This is a genomic window from Sinomicrobium weinanense (assembly GCF_018863395.1).
GTDB lineage: Bacteria > Bacteroidota > Bacteroidia > Flavobacteriales > Flavobacteriaceae > Sinomicrobium > Sinomicrobium weinanense.
The window spans coordinates 122,095-146,073 of the sequence record NZ_JAHKRR010000011.1; the positions used below are offsets into that span (position 1 = coordinate 122,095).

General features: G+C 43.8%; 14 protein-coding genes. 6 read left to right on the top strand and 8 right to left on the bottom strand.

The window, feature by feature from the left end; translation table 11 throughout:
- Positions 1–242 precede the first annotated feature (242 nt).
- The 3 genes from KN811_RS19970 (at position 243) to KN811_RS19980 (ending at position 6,018) form a co-directional block, all read left to right on the top strand.
- Entirely contained in the window at positions 243–2,735 is a 2,493-nt protein-coding gene (locus KN811_RS19970) for a DUF5686 family protein (protein WP_187964081.1), read from the top strand.
- Positions 2,736–2,880: 145 nt separating this feature from the next.
- Positions 2,881–3,411, top strand: coding sequence for an inorganic diphosphatase (locus tag KN811_RS19975; protein ID WP_187964082.1), 531 nt, complete (start codon positions 2,881–2,883; stop codon positions 3,409–3,411).
- A gap of 258 nt (positions 3,412–3,669) precedes the next feature.
- Positions 3,670–6,018, top strand: coding sequence for a sodium-translocating pyrophosphatase (locus tag KN811_RS19980; protein WP_187964083.1), 2,349 nt, complete (start codon positions 3,670–3,672; stop codon positions 6,016–6,018).
- Positions 6,019–6,137: 119 nt separating this feature from the next.
- Here the strand turns inward: KN811_RS19980 and KN811_RS19985 are convergent, their stop codons facing one another.
- The gene (locus KN811_RS19985) at positions 6,138–6,788 is read right to left on the bottom strand and encodes a sterol desaturase family protein (protein ID WP_187964084.1); all 651 of its coding nucleotides are present in this window, start codon (positions 6,786–6,788) and stop codon (positions 6,138–6,140) included.
- A 98-nt stretch (positions 6,789–6,886) separates the two neighbouring features.
- On the bottom strand, positions 6,887–7,504 hold the full coding sequence (locus KN811_RS19990; protein ID WP_187964085.1) for a deoxynucleoside kinase: 618 nt from the start codon (positions 7,502–7,504) through the stop codon (positions 6,887–6,889).
- A 630-nt stretch (positions 7,505–8,134) separates the two neighbouring features.
- On the opposite strand from KN811_RS19990, the gene KN811_RS19995 reads away from it, so the two are divergent.
- Entirely contained in the window at positions 8,135–8,998 is an 864-nt protein-coding gene (locus KN811_RS19995) for a GLPGLI family protein (protein WP_187964086.1), read from the top strand.
- A gap of 99 nt (positions 8,999–9,097) precedes the next feature.
- Complete coding sequence (locus KN811_RS20000; RefSeq protein WP_187964087.1) at positions 9,098–11,773, top strand: carboxypeptidase-like regulatory domain-containing protein; 2,676 nt, start codon at positions 9,098–9,100, stop codon at positions 11,771–11,773.
- A gap of 12 nt (positions 11,774–11,785) precedes the next feature.
- Here the strand turns inward: KN811_RS20000 and KN811_RS20005 are convergent, their stop codons facing one another.
- The gene (locus tag KN811_RS20005; protein ID WP_187964088.1) at positions 11,786–12,385 is read right to left on the bottom strand and encodes an FMN-dependent NADH-azoreductase; all 600 of its coding nucleotides are present in this window, start codon (positions 12,383–12,385) and stop codon (positions 11,786–11,788) included.
- A 111-nt stretch (positions 12,386–12,496) separates the two neighbouring features.
- On the opposite strand from KN811_RS20005, the gene KN811_RS20010 reads away from it, so the two are divergent.
- Positions 12,497–12,850: a winged helix-turn-helix transcriptional regulator gene (locus KN811_RS20010; protein WP_187964089.1), complete on the top strand. Its 354-nt coding sequence runs from the start codon at positions 12,497–12,499 to the stop codon at positions 12,848–12,850.
- A gap of 153 nt (positions 12,851–13,003) precedes the next feature.
- Here KN811_RS20010 and KN811_RS20015 read toward each other — a convergent pair whose 3' ends face one another.
- The 5 genes from KN811_RS20015 to KN811_RS20035 form a co-directional block, all read right to left on the bottom strand.
- The gene (locus KN811_RS20015; RefSeq protein ID WP_187964090.1) at positions 13,004–16,300 is read right to left on the bottom strand and encodes a VCBS repeat-containing protein; all 3,297 of its coding nucleotides are present in this window, start codon (positions 16,298–16,300) and stop codon (positions 13,004–13,006) included.
- 103 nt (positions 16,301–16,403) lie between these two features.
- The gene (locus tag KN811_RS20020) at positions 16,404–17,984 is read right to left on the bottom strand and encodes a SusD/RagB family nutrient-binding outer membrane lipoprotein (protein WP_216334973.1); all 1,581 of its coding nucleotides are present in this window, start codon (positions 17,982–17,984) and stop codon (positions 16,404–16,406) included.
- Positions 17,985–18,096: 112 nt separating this feature from the next.
- Complete coding sequence (locus KN811_RS20025; RefSeq protein WP_187964091.1) at positions 18,097–21,162, bottom strand: SusC/RagA family TonB-linked outer membrane protein; 3,066 nt, start codon at positions 21,160–21,162, stop codon at positions 18,097–18,099.
- A 399-nt stretch (positions 21,163–21,561) separates the two neighbouring features.
- On the bottom strand, positions 21,562–21,933 hold the full coding sequence (locus KN811_RS20030; RefSeq protein ID WP_187964092.1) for a hypothetical protein: 372 nt from the start codon (positions 21,931–21,933) through the stop codon (positions 21,562–21,564).
- A 22-nt stretch (positions 21,934–21,955) separates the two neighbouring features.
- Positions 21,956–23,509: a phage tail family protein gene (locus KN811_RS20035; protein WP_187964093.1), complete on the bottom strand. Its 1,554-nt coding sequence runs from the start codon at positions 23,507–23,509 to the stop codon at positions 21,956–21,958.
- Positions 23,510–23,979: the final 470 nt, after the last annotated feature.

Sequence of the window (23,979 nt, forward strand, 5' to 3'; positions counted from 1 at the left end):
GACCTTGCTGACCCGTACCGGAGATCAGGTTGTAAGCAGGACGGGCCGGATAAATATATGAAGGATGAACACATCATATGCAGAAAGATGCAGTTAAACGGCTGATGTTCAAGTGTGCGAGTTGTGATTGTGACTGACATTAATACCGGGCACAAGCCCAACTTGGGGTTTAATCGAAAGATTAAGGTGTTTTTGTCCTGAAAATATATGTCTTATGTGTGTTTTAGGATTTAACTTTTAGTATGAAGAAACTTTTAGCAGGTATATTCTTGTTATCTGCCGTGATAACGAATGCCCAGACCAAGGTAAGCGGTATTGTGGTGGACGAAGCCGGAGCCCCGGTCCCTTTTGCCAATGTACTTTTCAAGGATTCTTCGGAAGGAACGATCACTAATGACGACGGGAGGTTTTACCTGGAGTCGGGAAATAATTTTCCCACTTTGGTGATTTCTTTTGTGGGCTATGCCACTCGTGAGATAGACCTGGAAAAGAAAGTCACTTACGATATGAGGGTTGTGCTCCAGGAGGGCGAGCAGCTCAAGGAGGTTGTGGTTTATACGGGAAAACAATCCAAAAAGAACAATCCGGCGATAGACCTTCTCCGAAAAGTTCTCGAGAGAAAACGCAAGAACGGGGTGCACGGTTTTGACCAGTACCGGTACGATAAATACGAAAAAGTAGAGTTTGACCTCAATACGATAGACAGCAGCCTCATAGGCAGCAGGCTCTTCAAGGGGATGGAGTTTATCTTTGACCAGATGGATACTTCACGGATCACCGGTAAGACCTATCTCCCTATTTTTATCAATGAAGCCTTTTACAAGGTGTATGGCGATAACAAGCTGAATAAAGAGAAACAAAAGCTCACAGGGAACAAAAATTCCGGTTTTGATACCAACCAGAATCTTATCTCCTTTGTCCAGGACCTGTATTCCGACTATGATATTTACAAAAGCTATATTAAGTTTTTCGACAAGAGTTTTGTAAGTCCCATATCGCGGGTAGGGATAGATACCTATAACTATGTGCTCACAGACAGTGCCTATGTGGATAGCAAATGGTGCTATAACATCATCTATTATCCCCGGCGAAAGAACGAACTTACCTTTAAAGGCGATTTCTGGGTGAGCGATACCACCTATGCCGTAAAAAAAATAAACCTGCAACTAACCAAGAGTGCCAATATCAACTGGGTCAAGGAAATATACATGGAGCAGGAATTCGATGTGCTCAACGATTCTGTTTTTCTGTTGACGCGGGATTACATGATGAGCGATTTCAGCCTGAGAAAGAAAGAAGAGTCGCGGGGAATTTACGGCAAACGGACCACCATTTACGACAATTACGTCTTTGACGAGGAAAAACCCAGATCGTTCTACAATGAAGAAGTAGACCGTTTCAATGAACAGATCTTTAAGCGGGACGATGTATTCTGGGAAGAGAACAGGCTCGAGGCCCTCAACAAGGATGAAGCGGGCATATATAAAATGCTGGATACGCTGAAAACAGTTCCCAAGTTCAAGCGTCTGTACAGTCTGGGTGAAATACTGGCTTCGGGATATGTGGAGATCGATAAATGGGATATGGATTATGGCCCTATCTTTTCCACTTTTGGTTATAACGACGCTGAAGGGGTCCGTATCCGCGGAGGAGGCAGGACTTACTTTGGCCCCAATGACATGTGGCGTATAGAAGGTTTTGGGGCATATGGATTCAGGGATAAGAAATTTAAATACGGCATATCGGCCAAATGGCTGCTCAACCGGCAGAACAGGCTTATTATATCGGCCGGGAACCGCCGGGATATAGAGCAGATAGGGGTGAGCCTTACCCCTAACAACGATGTACTGGGAAGAAGCTATGCTTCCTCTTCCGTATTTACCGTCGGATCGAATGACAAGCTGACGGATATAAACCTCACTACGGCCGATGTTGAGATGGAGCCGCTCAAAAACCTGAAATTCAAGGTGGGAGGATCGTTCCGGACCCTGAGTTCTGCGTTGCCGGAGGCCTTTAGCCTGGACTATGTAGACCCGGATTCCCCAACCGGGATATCCTCACAGGTTAAACAGTTAGAGCTGACTACCTCGATAGAATTTACACCTGGGCGGAAAACCGTAGGCTACGGTGTGGAAAGGCGCGATGTAAATGATGAATACGCCAGGTTGTATCTCAACTATGCCAAGGGAGTAACCGGTTTTCTGGAGAGCGACTTCGACTATGAGAAAATACAGTTCTATTTCCGGAAGCCCTGGAGTGTAGGAGGGTTTGGGCGGCTTTATACCACCATAGAGGCAGGAAGGACCTTTGGAGCTGTGCCGCTCGGGCTTCTGAGTGTTGTTCCCGGAAACCAGACCTATTTTTCTATTTTTAATACCTTTCCCAATCTCGATTTTTACGAATTTGTGACGGATACTTATGTGTCCATGCACCTGGAACACAATTTTAATGGAAGGCTTTTTTCCAGGCTTCCCCTGATACGGAACCTGAATCTCCGGGAAATTGTAGGGATAAGAGGTGTATGGGGTGAGCTTTCGGATGAGAATAAAGCCCTTAACCAGCCCACGAACATCATGTTGCGAGCCCCTTCGGAAAAAGTTTACTGGGAGTATTCTTTCGGTGTAGGCAATATTTTTAAGGTGTTGCGTATCGATTTTAACTTCCGCGGAAATTACCTGGGCCTTCCCGATGCACGGCGGTTTAGTGTAACGGGCACCTTCGGTTTTCATTTTTAGATCTTGCAGGGAATTTTTTGTAGTATAATATTAAATGAAGAAGGGATAGGGAGGTATGTAAGATTAACCTTATTTTGATGTAAAATTAAATTGTGTTTTACAAGCATCTTGCGTATTTTTGCACCCTCTTAACACATTATAACATATGAGCGCAGCGAAACTAAAGTCATTTGACGTTTTGATAGAGATCCCCAAGGGGAGCAGGAACAAGTATGAATACGATTTTAAGCTGAAGAAGATCCGATATGACCGGATGATATTTTCTTCTATGCACTATCCGGCAGATTACGGTTTTATACCGGAAACCCTGGCCCTGGACGGTGACCCGCTGGATGTTCTGGTACTGGTTACCGAACCCACATTTCCCGGTTGTGTTATGGAAGTAAAACCTATCGGTGTATTTCATATGGCTGATGAAAAAGGTCCGGACGAAAAGATCGTATGTGTTCCCATATCCGACCCGATATGGAACAAACTCAACGATCTCAGCGATATGAACCCCCACCAGGTGAAAGAGATCGAACATTTTTTCCAGGTATATAAGGACCTCGAACATAAGAAAGTAGATGTAGGTGGCTGGGGAGACGTCAAAGAAGCCTACGAGATCATCGATGCATGTCTGGACAGGTTTGAATCGCTTCAGAACAAGGAAGCAGGACTGTTTAGCATTGCTTAAATGGTTTTTGTCTCCAATTTGCAGATATAGAAAGTAGAAAGGGCGGTGAAAATTCACTGCCCTTTTTGTTCTTTTACCATCATTGGAAAAGGCTGTGCTTTTTCCGGTTTTTAATTTCTCTTCTTTTTTCTCCGTTTTTTCTTCTTGGTTTTTACCGGGTGTAGCTCATCCTTGATAATTCTTTAATATTCAATTCGAGCATAACCATTCATTTTTATTACATTTATGGCAATTTATTTGTAAAAACCTTAAAAAATTATGGAGTCCAATACTATCTTTTTGCCAATAATCATGGCAATTATTGGTCTTGCTTTTATGCTCGTCAAAGCGATGTGGGTAAAAAAGCAGGATGCAGGAAATGAGAAAATGCAATTCATTTCCAAAAACATTAAAGAAGGTGCCCTGGCATTTTTGAACGCCGAATACCGCCTTCTCCTTATTTTTGTAATTATTGCGGCTATTGCTTTGGGAGTAATAGCTTTTTTTGTGCCTACGACACATTGGCTTATTATCATAGCCTTTGTCTTTGGCGCTTTTTTCTCTGCCCTGGCAGGGAATATCGGTATGCGCATTGCTACGGAGAGCAATGTAAGGACCACGCAGGCAGCGAGGACAAGTCTTCCGCAAGCCCTCAAAGTCTCCTTTTCCGGGGGTACGGTTATGGGACTTGGTGTTGCCGGGCTGGCCGTGTTGGGGCTCAGCCTTTTTTTCTTTCTGTTTACCAAATTGTTCCTCATCGGGGAAGGAAGTTTTTATAATGAAATGACCATGGTCCTGGAAGCCCTGGCAGGATTTTCGCTCGGAGCAGAATCGATAGCGCTGTTTGCCCGTGTAGGAGGCGGGATCTACACCAAGGCTGCCGATGTGGGTGCCGACCTGGTGGGTAAGGTAGAAGCCGGTATCCCGGAAGACGACCCCCGAAACCCGGCAACCATAGCAGACAATGTAGGGGATAATGTAGGCGATGTGGCCGGAATGGGTGCCGACCTCTTCGGTTCGTATGTGGCCACGGTACTCGCTTCTATGGTGTTGGGAAACTATATTATCAAGGAAATGGCAGATGCCAACGGTGGTTTTACCGATGCTTTTGGTGGTATGGGGCCTATTCTCCTGCCCATAGTTATTGCGGGGGTTGGGATCATCGCATCTATAATAGGAACCCTTTTTGTACGGATAAGCAGTAACGATGCCAGGGAGGCCCAGGTGCAGAGAGCCCTGAACACCGGGAACTGGCTGGCCATTATTCTCACGGTGATCGCGTGTTATTTTTTAATACGTTGGATGTTGCCCGAAAGCATACACATGAAATTCTTCAACGAAGGATATAAAGAGGTGGCCAATATCAACGTATTTTTTGCCACTATCATAGGATTGGCCGTAGGCGGACTGATCTCTTTCTTTACAGAATACTATACCGGGCTGGGCAAAAAACCGGTGTTGAACATTGTCCAGAATTCATCTACGGGGGCGGCGACCAATATTATTGCAGGGCTGGCCACCGGGATGAAATCCACGTTTTCTTCCGTATTGCTGTTTGCCGGAGCCATCTGGGGCTCTTATGCCCTGGCCGGGTTTTATGGCGTAGCTATCGCAGCTTCGGCTATGATGGCTACAACTGCCATGCAGCTTGCCATAGATGCCTTTGGGCCGATAGCCGATAATGCCGGGGGAGTGGCTGAGATGAGCGAACTGCCCGAAGAGGTCCGTGGGCGTACCGATATCCTCGATTCCGTTGGGAACACCACGGCGGCTGTGGGCAAAGGTTTTGCCATCGCTTCGGCTGCACTTACTGCCCTGGCCCTCTTTGCCGCTTATGTGACTTTTACCGGGATAGACGGCATTAATATTTTTAAGGCCGATGTCCTTGCGGCATTGTTTATAGGGGGCATGGTTCCCGTGATCTTCTCGGCCCTGGCCATGCAAAGCGTAGGAAAGGCCGCGATGGAAATGGTGAAGGAAGTCCGCCGCCAGTTCAAAGAGATCCCTGGTATCATGGAAGGTACGGGAAAACCCGACTACGGCAGGTGTGTGGATATTTCCACCAAGGCAGCATTGCGCGAAATGATATTGCCCGGAGCCATAGCCATACTGTCGCCGGTGCTTATAGGCTTTGTCATGGGGCCGGAGGCACTGGGTAGTTATATGGCCGGAGTAGCCGTTTCTGGAGTGGTCTGGGCCATTTTCCAGAACAATGCCGGGGGAGCGTGGGACAACGCCAAGAAATCTTTCGAGGCCGGAGTGGAAATTGACGGTAAAATGACCTACAAAGGTTCCGATGCACATAAAGCTGCAGTCACCGGAGATACCGTAGGAGACCCTTTTAAAGATACTTCCGGGCCATCCATGAACATACTTATTAAACTTACCTGTCTTGTTGGCCTGGTCATTGCACCTATCCTTGGAGGCCATACTTCGGAGATTGCAATGCTTCAGGAAGAAATACGCAAGGAAGTGGATGTAACAATGTCCGTAGGTGAAAATGAAAAAACCGAAGCGGTCATCACCATATCCGAAATTGTTGACGGAAAAACAGTAAAAAATGAAGTGCTGATAGAAGGCACTCCGGAAGAAATAGAGCAAAAAGTGAGGGAAATAAAAGAAGAGTGATTGCCGGGCGTTTATTTAGTTACGAATACACGAATGTTTTAACGAAACAAACCTGCCTCGGGCAGGTTTGTTTCTTATTATACATGAATATTATTTGTGTATTCGTAACTAAATAAAAATCATAACTTGTTTACTTCCGGGTTTTCACCGGGTTTTCTCGGCATGGTCCTGAAGATATGGTCCCACAACGGGGAAGAAACCCCGAATGCCCTGTCCGGTTCCCGGTAGTGATGTATGGAGTGGTGATACCAGAGCACCTTCAGGAAGTTGTTGGGAACCTTAAAGGCGTGTACGGAATAATGCACTCCGAGATAAGCGTTATACCCGATGAGGAATCCGGCGAGAAACCCGAAAACATAATCGCCCATAACCGCCCGGTATATTACGAAGAATACGGTGGCGATAATAAGGCTCAGTACGGGCGGCATGGCCAGTCTGGACTTGTCTTTGGGATAATCGTGGTGCACGCCGTGCATGGTGTATGATATTTTCTTCCGCCTTTCGGTCGTGGCAGGCATGTGATAGAAATAGCGGTGCATGAGGTATTCTATAAAAGTAAAGAACAAGGCTCCGGCTATAAAGAGCAATACCATTTCTGGTGCCTGAAACCCTTTTTCCACAATGCCGTAATAAATGAGTACAGCCGCAATGACCGTAAATATAATGAGGGGCATGGAAATATGGGTGTGTGTCAGCTTTTCCAGTATGGGATTGTCAAAGAGTTTTGCAGAACCTTTGTGTTTGGGGCGTTTATGTTTTGTTGCTTCCATAGAGATAAGATTGAGAGTTATTTATCGTGCCGGTTACTGGCATTTCACCAAAAAACCTGGAGACTCCCATGGTAGGAAATAAAAAACCTAATAACCAACTATTCAAACAATCCGTTGAGTTCGGCATCGATCTTTTGGATCACATCGCCAAGATCTTCCGGATTATCTACAAAATTAAGTTTATCTACATCAATAATCAAAAATTTTCCTTTGTCGTATTTATGAGCCCATGCTTCATAACGTTCATTGAGGCGGCTCAGATAGTCTATGGATATGGAATTTTCGTATTCCCGTCCTCTCTTGTGTATCTGGCTGACCAGGTTGGGAATAGAGCTTCTCAGGTAAATAAGCAGGTCGGGCGCCTGGACCAGTTCTTCCATAAGTTCGAATAACGACCTGTAGTTCTCAAAATCCCGGTTGGTCATAAGCCCCATGGCATACAGGTTGGGGGCAAAGATATATGCATCTTCATAGATGGTCCTGTCCTGTATTATGGTCTTGCCGCTTTCCCTGATCTGCAATATCTGGCGGAACCGGCTGTTGAGAAAATAGATCTGGAGGTTAAAGCTCCATCGTTCCATCTGGGTATAAAAATCATCGAGATAAGGATTGTCCACCACATCCTCGAACTGTGCTTCCCATTTAAAGTGCTTGGCTAACAATCTGGTCAAAGTGGTCTTTCCGGCACCAATGTTCCCGGCTACGGCAATATGCATAGTAATATAATTATTAATCGTTAGGGAAATGAGGTTGCCGGTTTCCGGTTGTCCGGTTGCCAGTTTTAAACCGGTAACTGGTAACCCGTAACAGGCAACTATTTCATACTCCCACCAATAAGTGATAAATATTTTTCTAATGTAAATATACAAGTTATCCCTGTTCAGGTAAAATATTTTTAACCCCTTCCGGGCCATGTACGCAACAACAGGGCCGGTTTTGTCTCGTCTTTAAGTATATAGGAATAAGAATTTTAAATGTTAAAAAATGTCACGGAGATCAATTCAGGCCTTTTCAATCGGCCAAAAACCACATTTTTAATGTTTTGTATCCTGACAATACGTCAAAATGTGATTGTTCCGGGGGCCGGATGCTCCCGAACGGGTTTTTTATACCAACCCCGCAGATTTATCTACAAAAGGCTGTTTGCACCATAGGTCCGTTAAACTGCCTTTTTGGTATAGGGATGTAAAGGTTTGATCTATTTTGTTTTTAACACAGAACAGGAAAATCTAAATTTATCTTTAAAACAGTGGTATAGAGACTTCTGTCGACTTTTTTTGAGCCATGAACATAAAATTAAACAGGTTCAGTTTCTTACAGATTCGGATATATAAACAATAAAAAAAATGAAAAAAATAATCCTGCTGTCCGGCGTATTTCTTATCGGGGTTTTAAGCCCTGTCGTTGCCCAGGATCTCCGGGGAAAAGCGATCTATGAAAGCAAAACCGATCTCGATATGGATTTCGGGGGGGAAGATATCCCGGAACAGGACAAAAAAAGAATGGCAGAAAGGATGAAACAAAGCCTGGAAAAAACCTTTGTCCTGGATTTTAACCGTACTGCATCCCTGTATAAAGAAGAAGAGCAACTGGAACCACCGGCTGGCGGAAGTGGGATGAGGATGATGGTTTTCGGCGGTCCGGGCGGGGACGGTACCTATTATAAAGATGTCAGGGAAAAGCTGTATTACAACCAGGTGGAAATGTTTGGAAAGATCTTCCTGGTCAGGGATACCCTGCCCGAACAGCACTGGAAACTGGAAAATGAAACCAGGAAGATAGGGGAATATACCTGTTATAAGGCAACAACCGTAAAAAAAGTAAGGCGTCGCGAATTTGGCAGGACAAGAAGGGACGGAAAGGAAAAAACAAAAGATACGATGAATAATACTCCTGTTGAAAAAACCAAAGAGATCGTCATTACCGCGTGGTATACTCCCGATATACCCGTCAATCAGGGACCGGGGGAATACTGGGGGCTGCCCGGGCTCATCCTGGAAATAAATGCGGACAGGACCACGATTCTCTGTTCCAAAATAGTGATGAGCTCCAAAGCAGAAGATAAAATAGAGGTCCCGAAGAAAGGCAAACAGGTAAATCAGGCGGAGTTTGATGAGATCATGCGGAAGAAAGCGGAAGAAATACGGGAAATGCATCGGGGAGATCGTAGAGGAAGGAAGGGGAACAGGGTTTTCAGGATAGGGGGGTAGGCAGGGATGTACGTACTCATGCCCTGTGGTGTCAGTGCCTTCTTGTTGAGTTCATAATAACGATTGGTCATCCTTCATCGGGTTTAAAAGTAAAAGTATATGAAATGTCTTTTGTTTCTGTTTCTGTTGCTGTGTGGTGTTATTCCGGGGTACTCGCAATCCGTTATTCTCAGTGGTGTGGTAAAAGACAGTACCGGCGCTCCCCTGGAAATGGCCAATGTAGTTGCCGTGAACCGGGAGACCCAAAACCTGGATGCTTTTGGGGTGACTAACAGTGGGGGGAGGTATAAACTTCAGTTGAGCAGGGAAAAGACCTATAACATCAGGATCAGTTATTTGGGATTGAAGACCGAGGAATTTGAATTTACAGCCCGGGAGGACAGCTCAAAGGATATTGTCCTTACACAGGATACTAATGAACTCGACGAGGTGGAAGTGGTCTATGAAATGCCCGTAACCGTCAGGGGAGATACCATAGTGTACAATGCCGATGCCTTTAACAGGGGAACGGAGAAAAAACTGAAAGATGTATTGAAGAACCTTCCGGGGGTGGAGATCAATTCAGATGGGGAAATAGAAGTAGAGGGAAAAAAGGTATCCAGGGTAAAAGTTGAGGGCAAGGACTTCTTTGAAGGCGATTCCAAACTCGCTTCCGAGAACATTCCCGCCAATGCTGTGGACCAGGTGGAAGTGCTTCGCAATTTTAATGAGGTTTCCCAGATGAAGGGGCTTACCAATGACGATGAGAATATAGCCCTGAACATTAAACTGAAGGAAGGAAAGAAAAACTTCTGGTTTGGAGAGATCACTGCGGGAGCGGGGCCGGACGGGCGATATCTGGCGCATCCCAAACTGTTTTATTACAGCCCGAAATACAGCCTGAACCTGATCACCGATTTTAACAATATCGGAGAGTTGCCCTTTACCATGCGCGACTATTTTAACTTCACAGGCGGGTTCAGGACGTTTAACCACAGGGGAGGGACCAGCTTCAATATAGCCTCTAACGACCTCGGATTGTCCCTGATGCAAAACAACCGGGCCAGGGAGATCGACACCAGGTTCGGGGCGTTCAATTTCAGTTATAGTCCCACCGATACCTGGGACCTGGGCGGGTTTGCCATTTATTCCTATTCCGGAACAGATATGCAGACCAATGCTTCAAGAACTTTTATCGAATCGGGAGAAACAGAGCTTTCCACTACCAATACCCATCAGAAAAGCAGGCTGGGACTGGCTAAACTGAATTTTGTTCACAGGCCCGACGAAAGTTTACAACTGGACTATGATGTGTTGCTAAAGATGTCGGACCAACAGGAAAATACAGACCGGGTTTCTGTATCGAACGTAACCGACAGTATCGCCGAAAATAAAGATCAGGCCCCGTTTTCCCTGACCCAGAGTGCCAATTTGTATTATACCCTGAACGAAAGAAATATTTTTGCCGCCGAGGCCAGGCACCTCTACCAGAACGAAGACCCTTTCTACAACGCTATACGGGATATACAGCCGTTTCAGGGGATGTTGCCTTTTGATGACAGCCAGGACAGGTATAATATCAACCAGGAACGACGGGTAAAGACCAACAGGATAGACGCTATGGTGGATTACTATTTTCTCACCGGGAAAAAAAGCCATATCAATTTTACAGTAGGAGCCTCTTATAGCCATCAGAATTTCAGTTCCGCAATTTTTCAGATACTCGACGACAATTCTAAACTGGAACTCGAAGAATACCGTTTTAATAACGAAGTTATTTTTGGCTTTTCGGATGTATTTGCGGGATTCCATTACAAACTGGTGTCCGGTATATTTACATTTAACCCGGGGTTTACCGTGCACAGCTACAAAGCGAAAAACGAACAACTGGGTACATCGGTCACGGATAACAAATTTGCGGTATTGCCTGACGTATATATTAACCTGCAGTTCAAAAAAGCGGAGAACCTGCGGTTTACCTATGGTATAACGAGAGAATTTACCGATATCAACAAGCTGGCAGCAGGCTATGTCTTTAACGACTACAATTCCATTTACAGCGGGAACAGGGAGCTGGAAAGCGCTTTGTATCATAAGCTGTCACTGGATTATTTCAGTTTTAACATGTTCAATTTCACCAATATTTTTGCCAGCCTGTCCTACAACAAACGTATAGATGCGCTGAAAAGCAGCGGTAGTATAGAAGGGATCAACCGGGTAAATACCAGTGTAAATTCCAATTTCGAAGACGATATTCTCACGGCGATGGGAAGGTATGAACGCCGGTTTAACAAATACAAGGCTTCGGCCCGGGCCAATCTTTCTTATTCCAGGTTTAACAATATCGTTAACCAGACCCGGCAGATCTCTAAATCCTTTACGCAGGATTACCAGCTGAGCCTGGCCACCAACTTTCACGATCTGCCGAATGTGGAAATAGGATACGGGCTTAATATAAACAGCTACGACAACGGGGGGAATTCCACGATATACTATACTGTTAAACCCTTCGTACGGATAGATGCTGCCTTTTTAAAAAACTTTATTTTCACAGCTGATTACACCTATAATCACTATCGCAACAAGGAAGAAACGGTAAAGAATGAATACGCCTTTCTCAATGCCGACCTTTCTTACCGGGGAAAGGACAGCAAGTGGGAATACAGTGTAGGGGTAACCAACGTACTGAACAACGAGGACCTGAACCAAGACAGTTTTAACGAGTTGTATTTTAGTAGCTCCCGTTACCTGGTTCAGCCTCGTTATGTGTTGTTTAAGGTAAAGTATGACCTTTAGGTATTTGCCGGTTTAAATATCAACGGTTTTCAGTGCCTTTTCCACGGCAACGGCCTTGGTGGTGGGCATGGCAGTCCCCTCGGCGCGGATGATCTCAATATCCGTCATGCCCATAAAACCGAGAACGGCTTTCAGATAAGCAGGAATAAAATCGAGTTCCTGGTTGGGGCCCTCCGTATAGATACCTCCGGTAGCCAGGGCAAGATAAACCTTTTTGTTTTTTACAAGGCCTTCAGGGCCGTGTTCTCCATAGCGAAAGGTTATTCCGGCCCGGGCAATATGGTCGATCCATGCCTTGAGCTGGGAAGGGATGTTAAAATTGTACATGGGAACACCTATGACGAGGATGTCTGCCTCAAAGAGCTCCCGGATCGCCCTTTCCGAATTTCGGATGGCATCGTTTTGTTCTGGTGTTCGGCTTTCTTCAGGTGTAAAGAAGGCATTGACAGTTTCCGTTTGAAGATGGGGAAAACCCTCCCGGACAAGGTCTCTTGTCCTTATCCGTATCCCGGGATATGTTTCCTGAAGTCTCTTTATAATGGCATCTCCCAGTTGAATACTGTATGAATGCTCTCCCTGGAGGCCTGATTTGATGTGCAAAACGTTTTTCATTTTTTTGTTCTTTTTGTTTGGATCAAAATTATGTATCTTTACTTTATATTTTTCAGTAGTTAACTAAAGGTTAGTAGTAACCTTTATGTTAGTGGTCTAAACGATGGGGATATGGAAAAAGTGTCAAAAGAAACCTGTAAAAAGCGGCTTAAGGGTATAGACGATGCCCTTTATGCTATTGGGGGAAAGTGGAAACTAAAGATCATTATTGCCCTTATTGAAGGGTACACGAGATTTAACGAGATGCAGCGAACGATCGGAATATCGGCCAAAATGCTTTCCCTGGAATTAAAAGAGCTCGAACTCAATGGCTTTTTGACCCGGGAAGTACATCCGGGACCACCGGTAGTGGTGGAATACAAGGTCACCGAATACAGTGATTCGCTTCAGGAAGTTTTACAGGTATTGAGCAACTGGGGTGAAAAACACCGGGAGAAAATAAGACAGGAGCGGTCCGGGAAATAGGGACTTCAAAATGCTAGCCCTCAGATACCGCAGATGGGCGCTGATTTTTTATTGCTTTCTGCGGAAATCTGCGATATCTTCGGGAAAAAATCGGATTAAATACTTGTTAAACAGATTGAAAATAAAACGGGTGTTATTTTTTGAGCATGTACTTTAGTTCCGTTTATATATTTCAACACTGTCATTGTATTTTGAGACTGCATATAATATTTGGTCATTATTCCTGAGTTTCAGGATATCCCTTATATCCCCGTTAACAAATAAGCCTGAATCTTCCGGTTTACAATACATAAAAGTTCCTTTTCCATCGTTTAACAATAGCACCCCCTTATTAGCGTCCATTTTTCCGGTTGAAACCCTTGCTTCCGATTGGTTGCCTGCCAGGAACAGATCTGTATGGCCATCATTATTAAAATCATCGGATGTTATAGTGTATACGGGGGCAAATTGGGCTTCTACCGGAAATTTTTTTACGGAGAACTTTCCTTTGCCGTCATTTTGTAAATAAATTGTTTCCAGGGTGTTTATTTTTAATGTATCAGTTCCCAGTAGTTGCTCATGGCTAAAAAAGTCTTTGGGCGAAGATGCTGAGAACGATTTATAATCGGGGTACTTCTTTTTTATGGAGGCTATTTGCCCTATCAATTCATCCCTGCTGTAAGCGAAAACCTCTTTTCCCATCCGGTAAAGGGTTAAAACAGGATCTATTGAACCATTATTGTCAAAATCTTTATATACTAAGCGGATAGGTTGATCTTTGGAAGGTTTATACTGATTGTTCAGTCCGTAATTGCCCAGTACAATATCGGGAGCGTTGTCCCTATTAAAATCATCCACATGTATCTTATTCCACCATCCCTTTGTGCCGGTCAGGATCTCACTGTTGTTTTTTTCAAAGCGGGTACCTTCTTTATTGATGTATATTCCTATGCCGGTCCACTCCCCAACGACAATAAGGTCTTGCCAGCTATCGCCATTCACATCTGAAAACAGTACATCGCTTATTAAACCCGGAGCTGATAAATCTTTATTATATGTGGCCGTTCGGTCTTCAAACTTTCCTTTGCCGTTGTTGATCAACAGGTAGCTACGAGGGGACAGGGGATAGCTTCCGGGGATGGACCTCCCTCCAACGTATAGATCGGTATACCCATCCTTATTGATATCAGCAGCGGTAACAGATGAGCCCGAAGCCCGGATTTCCGGTAGTGCCGCGTCCGGTTTGGCGAAGTTCCCTCTGCCATCATTTATATAAAGCCGATCCTGGAAAGGGGGTAGTATACCGCCACTCACCACGTAAAGATCAGGGTAGTTATCTCCATTAGCATCAAAGAAAACAGCATCCGCATCAATATATGACTGGTCTTTTTCCAGGGCTTTTGAAGCAATCGCTGTATACGATCCGTTAGACAGCTGTTTGTATAACTTTCCGGGCTGGTCTTTTCCCCCGCAGATAAAAAGGTCTTCCAGTCCGTCATTATCAATATCTGCACTGGTCATTTTAGGCCCCAGGTCGTGAAGTGTCCTTGGCAGCATCCGGTCGGTCTTAAACTCATTGATCTTATCTTTTTCGTGTTTAAGGGAAATACCGATATTTTCGCTTTTGGCAAATAGAGACTGTTTAGGGGAAATAACAACATCTGTTAAACCAGCGTCTTTCTGATAAAGTTGTAATATTTTATTTGACGCTGTCTTATATTTTTTTTGTACGGTTGAATCCGGCCATACCACGATTAAACTGTCTACGGTGGTCGCATCTGCAAGGCCAAAGATCAATTCGGGGTTCACGGAAGATTGAAACCCCCTTACGGGCATTAGTTCCTGATACTGGGACAGGTTATTGGTGTGCACATATACTTTTGCCCCAATGCCATAGGTGTTTTTGTTCCTGCCTTTTAAGTGTACTTTTAAATAGTTGTTCTTTAGTTGTTTTTCGCTGTTGTTCTTATATATGGAAGCCTCTTCATTCAGGTTGTTTACGATCAGATCCAGATCGCCGTCGTTATCGAGATCTGCATATGCCGCTCCATTCGATAAAGTTTTTTCTCCGAGGCCCCATTCTTCTGCGACCTTCCGGAAAGAAAGGTTCCGGTGGTTCTTGTACATATAATTTTCAATTTCAATGGAGGGCATTTTTTTCAGGATGTCCATGACCACGACATCCTTGTCATTTTTTTGAGCCAAGATCTGTTGATTGGCCACATAGGTCATAAAATCCATATCGAGATAATCCCTTTTATAGCCATTGGTAATAAAAAGGTCTTTCCACCCGTCATTATCGTAATCGGCAAATAATGATGCCCAGCTCCAGTCTGTTCTCGACATTCCTGAAAGCTCTCCGATCTCACTAAAGTTTGGAATATCTTTACTATTGATGCCGACATTAAGTTGCAGCATGTTCCGCATCGTTTGCGGATGAAATCCGCTGTGGATCAACTGATCGTATTTATCGTAATTTTCAGGGCCCAATGCCAGTTTCAGCCTTTCATCATACTCCGGAAGCATGTCCAGGGTTACTATATCGGGCAATAAGTCATTATTAATATCGGCGGCATCGTTTCCCATGGAGAACATAGATACATGGCCCATACTTTCGGGCAGTACATTTTTATAGGTGCCGTCTTTCCGGTTGATATAGAGGTAATCTTCTTCACTGTAATCGTTAGAAACATAAATATCGGGCCAGTTATCCTGATTAAAATCCGATACGATCACCCCCAATCCAAATCCGAGTATATTGCTGATTATACCCGATTCTTCTGTTATATCTGTAAAATGACCATCATCGTTCCTGAATAGTTTATCACCTAAATACGGATCTGAAACTTCCTTGTATGTATGCGTAAGTTTACTAAAACCCGAGTATTGCTGTTCAGAATGATTTAAAAGGTACATATCGAGGTCGCCATCGAGGTCGTAATCAAAGAAAGCCGCCTGGGTAGAATATGCCGGATCGTCCAGACCGAATTCTTTTCCTTTTTCGCTAAAGGTTTCATCGCCATTGTTAATAAACAACAGGTTTCGTCTTTTGTTCGGAGCTTTTGCGGCAGAACGGCATACGTAAATATCCAAAAGTCCGTCGCCGTTAACATCGGCCATTGCCACACCTGTATTCCATAATCCCCCTGCTGCGACACCTGCTTTTTCTGCAACTTCTTCAAATTGCATATTGCCCTTGTTTATATATAAATGGCTTTTTACCAAATTGCCGGTAAAGTATATATCCGGCAAGTCATCGTTATTGATATCGCCCACGGCAACCCCGCCACCGTTATACAGGTAACCGTATTCCAAAACATTAAATTCTTCGGTTTCCCGTATTAAATTTTTAAAATCGATACCGGTACTTGAAGATGGAACTTTAGTAAATAGTGTTTCTTTACCCGGTGTTTCACAGTGTGTTAAAAATAGTGTAACGAGTAAGAGACCAATGTATCTGATAAAATTCATAATACCGGTGTGGTTTGTCAGGTGACTGGAATAATCAAAAGAGATTGTCTGAAAGTCCTGTAACTCGTATTGCTGAACTTGCCTGCACTGAGTCCGGTCCAGATTATCTTTTATCCCACCAAAGCCTGGTGCTGCCATTCTTCTCTCCACCCAATTCAGGTGAGGAAATAGCTGCTTCTACGGCTTCACCATTTGTCGTAAATTCAATAGGAGGGTAGGTTAACCTTCTCATAATATCATCTACGCCTACTTCAGTGTTTTCAGAGTTTAGGCGGCTGTACAGTTTCGGATATCCCGTCCTCCTCAATTCTGCCCATGCTTCCCTGCTTTCCGGATATAAAGAGATCCATTTTTGGGTAATGATCTGCTCTAATGCTTTTTCGGGGTCTGTTTCATCAAATAAGATCGGAATATCTGTCATGGCAGGAATATTTGTAGCAACAGCAGCGGGTACAGCCGTACTTGTTGCATAATCGCTATTAGATGTACCCCATTCTTCCAGCGAAGCGTTAATGCCTGCTTCGTAATAATCTTTTGCAGTTCCACCGCCCATGTTCCATCCTATCAGTGCGCCTTCAGCACGCAGGAAATAAACTTCGGCAGCGCGTAATACCGCTATCGGGGTTGAGGGATCGTTCATGAATTCCGGCGCCATATCTGAAGTATTGTTGTTAAAATCCAGGTCGCCGTCCTCCAGGGCAGCAATGGATTGCCCGTTCAGCATTCCTTCATAAGGAAAATCGTCATCGTCACCAGGGCTGTCCCCGTTGGTTGCGGGACTATACATTTTAGGAGTTCTGGGATCGTCATAGCCTTTCAATACACTTTCCATAGATGCGCTCATACGGAACTCGCCCCAGGCTGTAATTACATTATAAGCATTGGGGGTGGAAGGATTGGTAGTCACAAAGGCGTTGTCTGCAACATCTTCAATGACACCGGCTGTTATTGCTTTTTCTGCTTCGGCCCGGGCCAATGCAGGTTCAACGAAACGAATTCGCATAGCCAAACGTAATCTTAATGAATTGGCAAACTTATACCACTTACTTATATCACCTCCGTATATCAGGTCTTCAGCCCCAAATATTGAAGTTCCTCCGTTTTGAAGTTCTGCAATAGCTTCATCCAGAATGGGAAAAAAACTTTTATAAATAGATTCCTGGCTATCATAGGCTACACTGGTTTCACCATTACCGAACTCAGAATAGGGTACAGGTCCATAATAATCGGTTAAACGGTGAAACTGGAATACTTCCCAGACTTTAGCTATGGCATTCTCTTTGGTGAAACCTAATTCTTCAGTCTTCTCTACAAGCAATCGCAGGGCAGGAGCGCTTTGCTCAAAAGTTGAACGCCAGGCCGAGTCGTTCCAACCTCCTACAATGGTATGACGGTCTGACGGGAACCTCGGTTGTGTTGTGGCGAAATACTGTGCATAATAATCCGGGAAGAGGGCATCAGTCACCTGAAAGATAGAAGGGGTTGTACCAACCGGGGAGTGAGACATTACCGTATAGTTCGTCTGCGAGAACAACTTGCCTATATTAGAAGCGTCCAGAGCGTCAACTGTCAACCCTTTTGGATCGGTGTTTAACTCATCAAAGTCTTTGGTACAGCCCGATGACATCATCAGTGTGGAGAAGAGGCCCAAAGCGAATATGTTATTACTGAAATATTTTTTCATCTGTTAATATTTATTGTTTTTTTTAGTGGTCAGATGGAATGCCCTATGATCATATCGGCTGGTGTCCGGAAATTTGGTCATGGGCATTTCATATCGCAATTAATTTTTCTTATTAAAAGGTGAACTTAATATTAACCCCCACATTTCTGGATGTCGGTGTAGCAAATGAGTTGAATCCTGATTGCCCGCTTCCCGTGGTAGGGAAGGCCTCAGGGTCGAAATATTTTGCTTTATTCCACAAGAAGAACAGGTTTCTTCCAACAAGGGCAACATCCAGGCTCTTCACCGGAAGCCTTTCCAGTATCTTTTCGGAAAACGAATATTTTAGTGAAAGCTCCCTTAAACGGGCATTGCTGGCATCTCTTACAAAAGCCTCACCTACGGGTGTGTTTCTACCGCCAACAGCCGAATAAACCGCCTGGGCCGTAGTTTGTATATTATTAGGCTGCCCATCCTGCGTAACAGCAGTTTCGCCGGGGAATATATCCTGGCCAAAAACTCCGCCTTCTCTTCCCGGCAATGTAGTGGTAATTAAACCATCTCCTGCAAGTACTGCTTCGGTAAATGAGGAAACAACACCGCCCTGTCTGATATCAATAAGGAAACTCAGTTTTAGGTTCTTATAACTGAATTCGTTAGAAATACCCCCTAACCAGTCAGGGTTGAAGTTACCCAGGCTAACTGTGGTACCTCCGGTGATCATTGGAAGCCCGTTTCCATCAACAATGACATTACCGTTGCCATCTCTTTCAAATCCGCGGGAATAGAACTCTCCAAAGGGTTTACCAACCTCAGCTACCACACGTCCCCAGAAAGGAGGCCCGGATGGTAACCCTATTTCATCAAATCCTTCGGTTATCTTTAATACTTCCGATTCGTTCTTACTGAAGTTAAAAGTTATATCCCATTTAAAATCGTCGGTTAGTACGGGTGTACCGGTTAAAACTAACTCAATCCCCTTGTTTTGGATATCACCGCCGTTTTGGAATACTGCAGAGAATCCTGAGGCTACCGGTACCGGTGTTGTAAAGAGCTGGTTGATACTGTTTGACTTATAATAAGTAATATTTAAACCGATCCTGTTATTAAAGAAACGCAGGTCTGCTCCGATCTCTGTTGAGGTGGTTTCTTCCGGCAGGAGATTTTCTATGGGTAATGTAGAGCTTGGGTCAAACACCCCTGAAGAACCACCCGGGATTAATTCCAATACACGGCTTAACATATACGGATCGGTATCGCCACCTACTTTGGCATAGTTGAACCTCAATTTTGCAAAATTCATAAAATCAGGCATTTTCACCATGTCGCTGATAATGGCCGTCAGTCCCACAGATGGGTAGTTAAATGACCTGTTTGCCTTTGGTAAGGTAGAACTCCAGTCGTTCCGGAAGCTGGCATCCAGGTAGAGGAATTCTTTATAACCGATTTGCCCGAATGCATAGGCCGATTGCACTTCTTTTTCGGCAAAAGTTTCTTCCAAAATAGGGGAAGCTATATTTGTTAACGAGAACAGATTTTCAATATTAAGGCCGGAAGTGGTGTTTGCTGCTGTTCTGTTTCCCTGCAGTTTTTCAGTTCTCAGGTTTGCTCCGGCACTAAGATCAACAGAAAAATCACCAAACTGGTTTTTGTAGTTTACCAAAACATCTGAATTCCATTCCGTAGACACCTGATCTTCTACTGCGTACATTCCGTTTTGAGCTATGATATAGGAATCGTTATGCCATTTGTCTTCACGGTAAAAATTAGTACGGTCTATGGCAGAACGTGCCAGGATACTCAATTCGTCAGTTACCTGGTATTTTAATGACAATAGTCCCAAGACCCGTTCGTTCAGAATTTCGTTATTATTTCTGTTGGCAGTCCAATACGGGTTGGCTCCGCCATTATCTCCCGGTTTCCAGAAATGCTGATCCGTTGAACCATCTTCGGCAAAAAACTCAAATTGACGTATGTCCCCGGTCCTTATGTTACGTGGCAACCTCAGTGCATGCCTGTTCGGGTTTGCAAAATTATCGCCTCCATACACCTGGTTATCAAAATCTGACCTTATATAGTTTAATTTTGCATCGACTGTTAGCTTGTCAAAAACAGTCTGTGTTCCCCTGACAAGGAGATTATGCCTTTTTAAAGCGTTATTGGGTACAACTCCTTCGGCATCGGTAAACGTATAAGAAAGGAACTTGCTTCCGTTCCCGGTGGTGTTTGCTATGGAGAAGTTGGTATTGAACTCATAACCTGTATTATAAAAATCCTTAACGTTATCGGGCTGTGCATTAAAGGCATAAGAAGTAGGGCCGTTAGGATCGTTGCTCCAGTGGTCTACTGTTTGTCCGGTCATTTCCGGCCCCCATGAAGTTACTGAAGACGGGCTGTATGTTCCGTCAATCCCTTGTCCGTATTTGTTCTGGTAATCCCATAAAATATTCGGCGAACTGGTCATTAAGGATGTAACCACAGATACCGTAGTCCCTTCAATACCATTCCCCGATTTTGTAGTTATAACAATAGCACCGTTGTTTGCCCTGTTACCGTAAAGTGCAGCCGCGTTCGGTCCGCGTAGTACAGAAATAGATTCTATATCGTACGGGCTGAGGTTGCTGATATCTCCGCCTAACGGCACACCATCTACCACATAAAGTGGCTGGCTACTCCCTGCAATGGAGCGGTTACCTCTTAAAACCACACGGGTCGGGCTACCTACACCACTTGCACCTTGTGTTACCGAAATACCTGCTACCTTACCGGATAGACCTGAAGTAATATTCAGAGGCGGGGCTTCTTTCATCCCCTCAGAATTTACGGCCTGGGCGGCATAGGTAATTGATTTTTCTTCCCGCTCCAAACCAAAAGCTGTTACGACTACTTCTTCTAATTGCTCCGTGCTTACTTCCAGGACCACATTGATTTGAGACTTTCCTGCTACCGGTACCTCCTGACTTACAAAGCCCAGGGCAGAAACAACCAGGGTTGCGTTGTCCGGGACATTCTCTAAACTATAATTACCGTCAAAATCGGTTGAGGTACCATTTCCGCTTCCTTTCACTATAATATTTGCCCCCGGAACCGGCACGCCATCATCCGCAGATGTAACTACCCCGCTTACTGATATTTCCTGAGCGGAAATCAATGCGGGGGTTAAAAGTATAAGAATGTAAACAATAGGTCGATATCGCATTCTTTTAACAAGACAATGTAATGATCTCATATATAGTTATTTAAGTTTGTTTAGATGCTGGTTGAAGTCCTCCTGTTGTTAAATTTTTGTTAATATAGTTATTTTCGGTAAAATTTTAAAATAATAACAGTCAAAATGGTGATTTTTTTAGATTAATTAAGAGGAGAAGTTTTAATGATCCCGGTTTTTAACACTTAATCGTGTAAAAAAGGTTTATTGACCATGGGAGATTTTAATATAACCCATTGTCCAACTGTAATTAAAGGGAATAGTTTCTTTACCAAAGAGATTAATCTGTATGATAAGTATAAGTACTGTTTGGCATTTAAAAATGGTACTGATCCAGTGGTCAGGAAGCCAAACGATGTAAATCTTTCCTGCCAGACAGTTTCTTAAATTTTAATTCAGTTTTTTAATTAAGGCCTGTACCATTTTTTTAAACCTGTATTTAGCCAGGGTTATTCCGGAAATTTTTCCTGTCAAAGATGAAACAAAAACCACGAGCAGTCCGTTACCGATCAGGCTCCAGTTGAAAATTTTTAACGTGACCAGAGCAAACAGGCAGTAACCTGCCAGGGATAATATACAAAATACAGCACCTAATTCACATCCGCAGGCCTCATGCCAATGGTTTAATTTTCTTTCATAACGGGCGGCTTCACGTTCTGTTAGCCTGTCAATTCGCAGTTTTATTTTTCCGGAAAAGTCAGGCTTTTCCTTTGAAATTAATTTCAAAAGATGTGCTGAGCCATATACCATAAAATCTTTCATGCTGGTTTTTTGTTTGTATGGTTTAAGGAAACAGACAGGAATCAGCGGCAACCTGGGTAAGCCATCTCCATGTTTCTTTGACGTCATTTTGGGTAAAGAACGGGCCGCCACTGAGTAGCAAGTACATTAAGAAGGTATTTCCGGTAACTGTCTTGTCACTTTTTTCAGGAGAGAACATGATATATTCCAATCCATTATGGTTTTTGTGGCATAGTCCGAAATAATGCCCCAACTCGTGTACCAATACCGTTTTAAAAACAAATGCAGGGATCCTGTCGGTAAAGGTAAGGCCGCTTTTCCTTTTGTAATCCCGAATACGGTCTTGCGATACGGGACAAGGGTTTTCATACGGTGGAGGCCTAAACCAGCTGGTCAACCCAAAAGCGGGGTCATCATTTAAGTATTGGAATATGGCCAGTGCCGGTACTTTACAAAGCGGGTCGTTGATCCCTTCCCGCGGAAAATTTGCAAATACTTCGTCCTGGGTAGGTTTATCCATAGGGATAAACCGGTTATTAGGATCAAATGTGCGATCTATGGTATAATCTCTTATTGTTCCCCAGGAAAACTCGAGGCCTAATTGGTACCCTTTTTCTTTGGCGACCCTCAGAAAATTTTCAAACCGATCTAAGCGGATCGGGTAAACGGTAAATTCGGGTACTGATCCGGGGCCTTCCTTTATAAACCGTTTCAGGTCAAAATACGAAACCCTGATGTCGGTGCCTGTATATACAACTTCACCCAGAACGGACGCAGTTTGGGTCGCCCATTTTTTTCCGGCACAACCGTTTATTTGTCCAGCCAATGCAAAGAGATCGATATTTCCCCCTACGTGCAACTCCCATAAATATTCGTCGGACCGGATGGCCATCCTTCTGGCATCTATCTCTACCGGCAATCCCATCGGGCAGCTGTAAAACCGCATTTCGTCTTTAATACGTTCAATACGGTCCTTATTATCGCCAAAGGCTTCCTTGAGGGAAGAATCTATAATTTCTTTCAACTTCTTTTTACGGACATTGTTGGCAATACCGCTTACAAGTATCCATCCTGCAAAGCCAAAGACATAGAGAATAGCGTGCCCGATCCCTGTACCTATGTTGGTCAGGCCACCACTTATTCTGCATCCGTTAAGGTTCAGGATCCCGAATACTATATCCCGGACCCCACTTAAAAGATCGCAAACCGTTTCGACCAGGTGTTGAGCGGTAGTAGCCACCCCGTCGACAAAACCAAACAGGACTCTTCCTAACCAGCCGAAAGATTCGGTAAGTGAGCAGTTAAGGGTTTTAATATCGTTAAAATATTCTATGATGTTGCATACCAATTCTTTATAGAAATCAAAAATATCCTCTATAATATCCAGGATGTCTTTCCAGAATTCCCAAATTGATTTCAGGGCTTCTAAGGGATCGGTAAAAATACACACCAGGAAAGTAACGAGAAATTTCAGCAACCTGATCACAAATTTTACCACTACCTTAATGACAATCATTACAATCTTGCAGGCCAGGTAAGTGACCCACTTAATGACGGTTACAATAACCCAGGTGACCACTTTGACGAGAAGGGTCACGATCCAGCAAAACCATTTGTTACAGCATAGACAGTACCATTTACACTTCCGTTTCTTGCATTTTTTTTCTTGCTTTGAAACCCATTTTTCAATAGGCTTCTTTACTTTTTTTTCAATCTTCTTCTTGACCTCCGTGCATTGTTTTTCTGCTTTTTTTATAACTTTTTCCACGGGGATCTGAATTTTTTTGGTGATCCATCTCTTAACTTTCCTGCAGGCTTTCATAATCTATATATTTTGTTCATAAAACCGATAGGGACTTGTCCTTCCTTCTGTTTAAAAAACTCCGGCATTTCGTTACAGCATATTTTTTCCTGATCCGCTTCATAGAAGAAATATGAGGGTACTAATCATGTCCAATAAGTTTTTCAAATTCGTATTTTCCATCAAAAATTGGAAAGGCCTGTTGTGGCCTTGACCAAAGAATGATATAAAAATACAGATGTAATCAGCTGTTAAAAAGGGTGTTA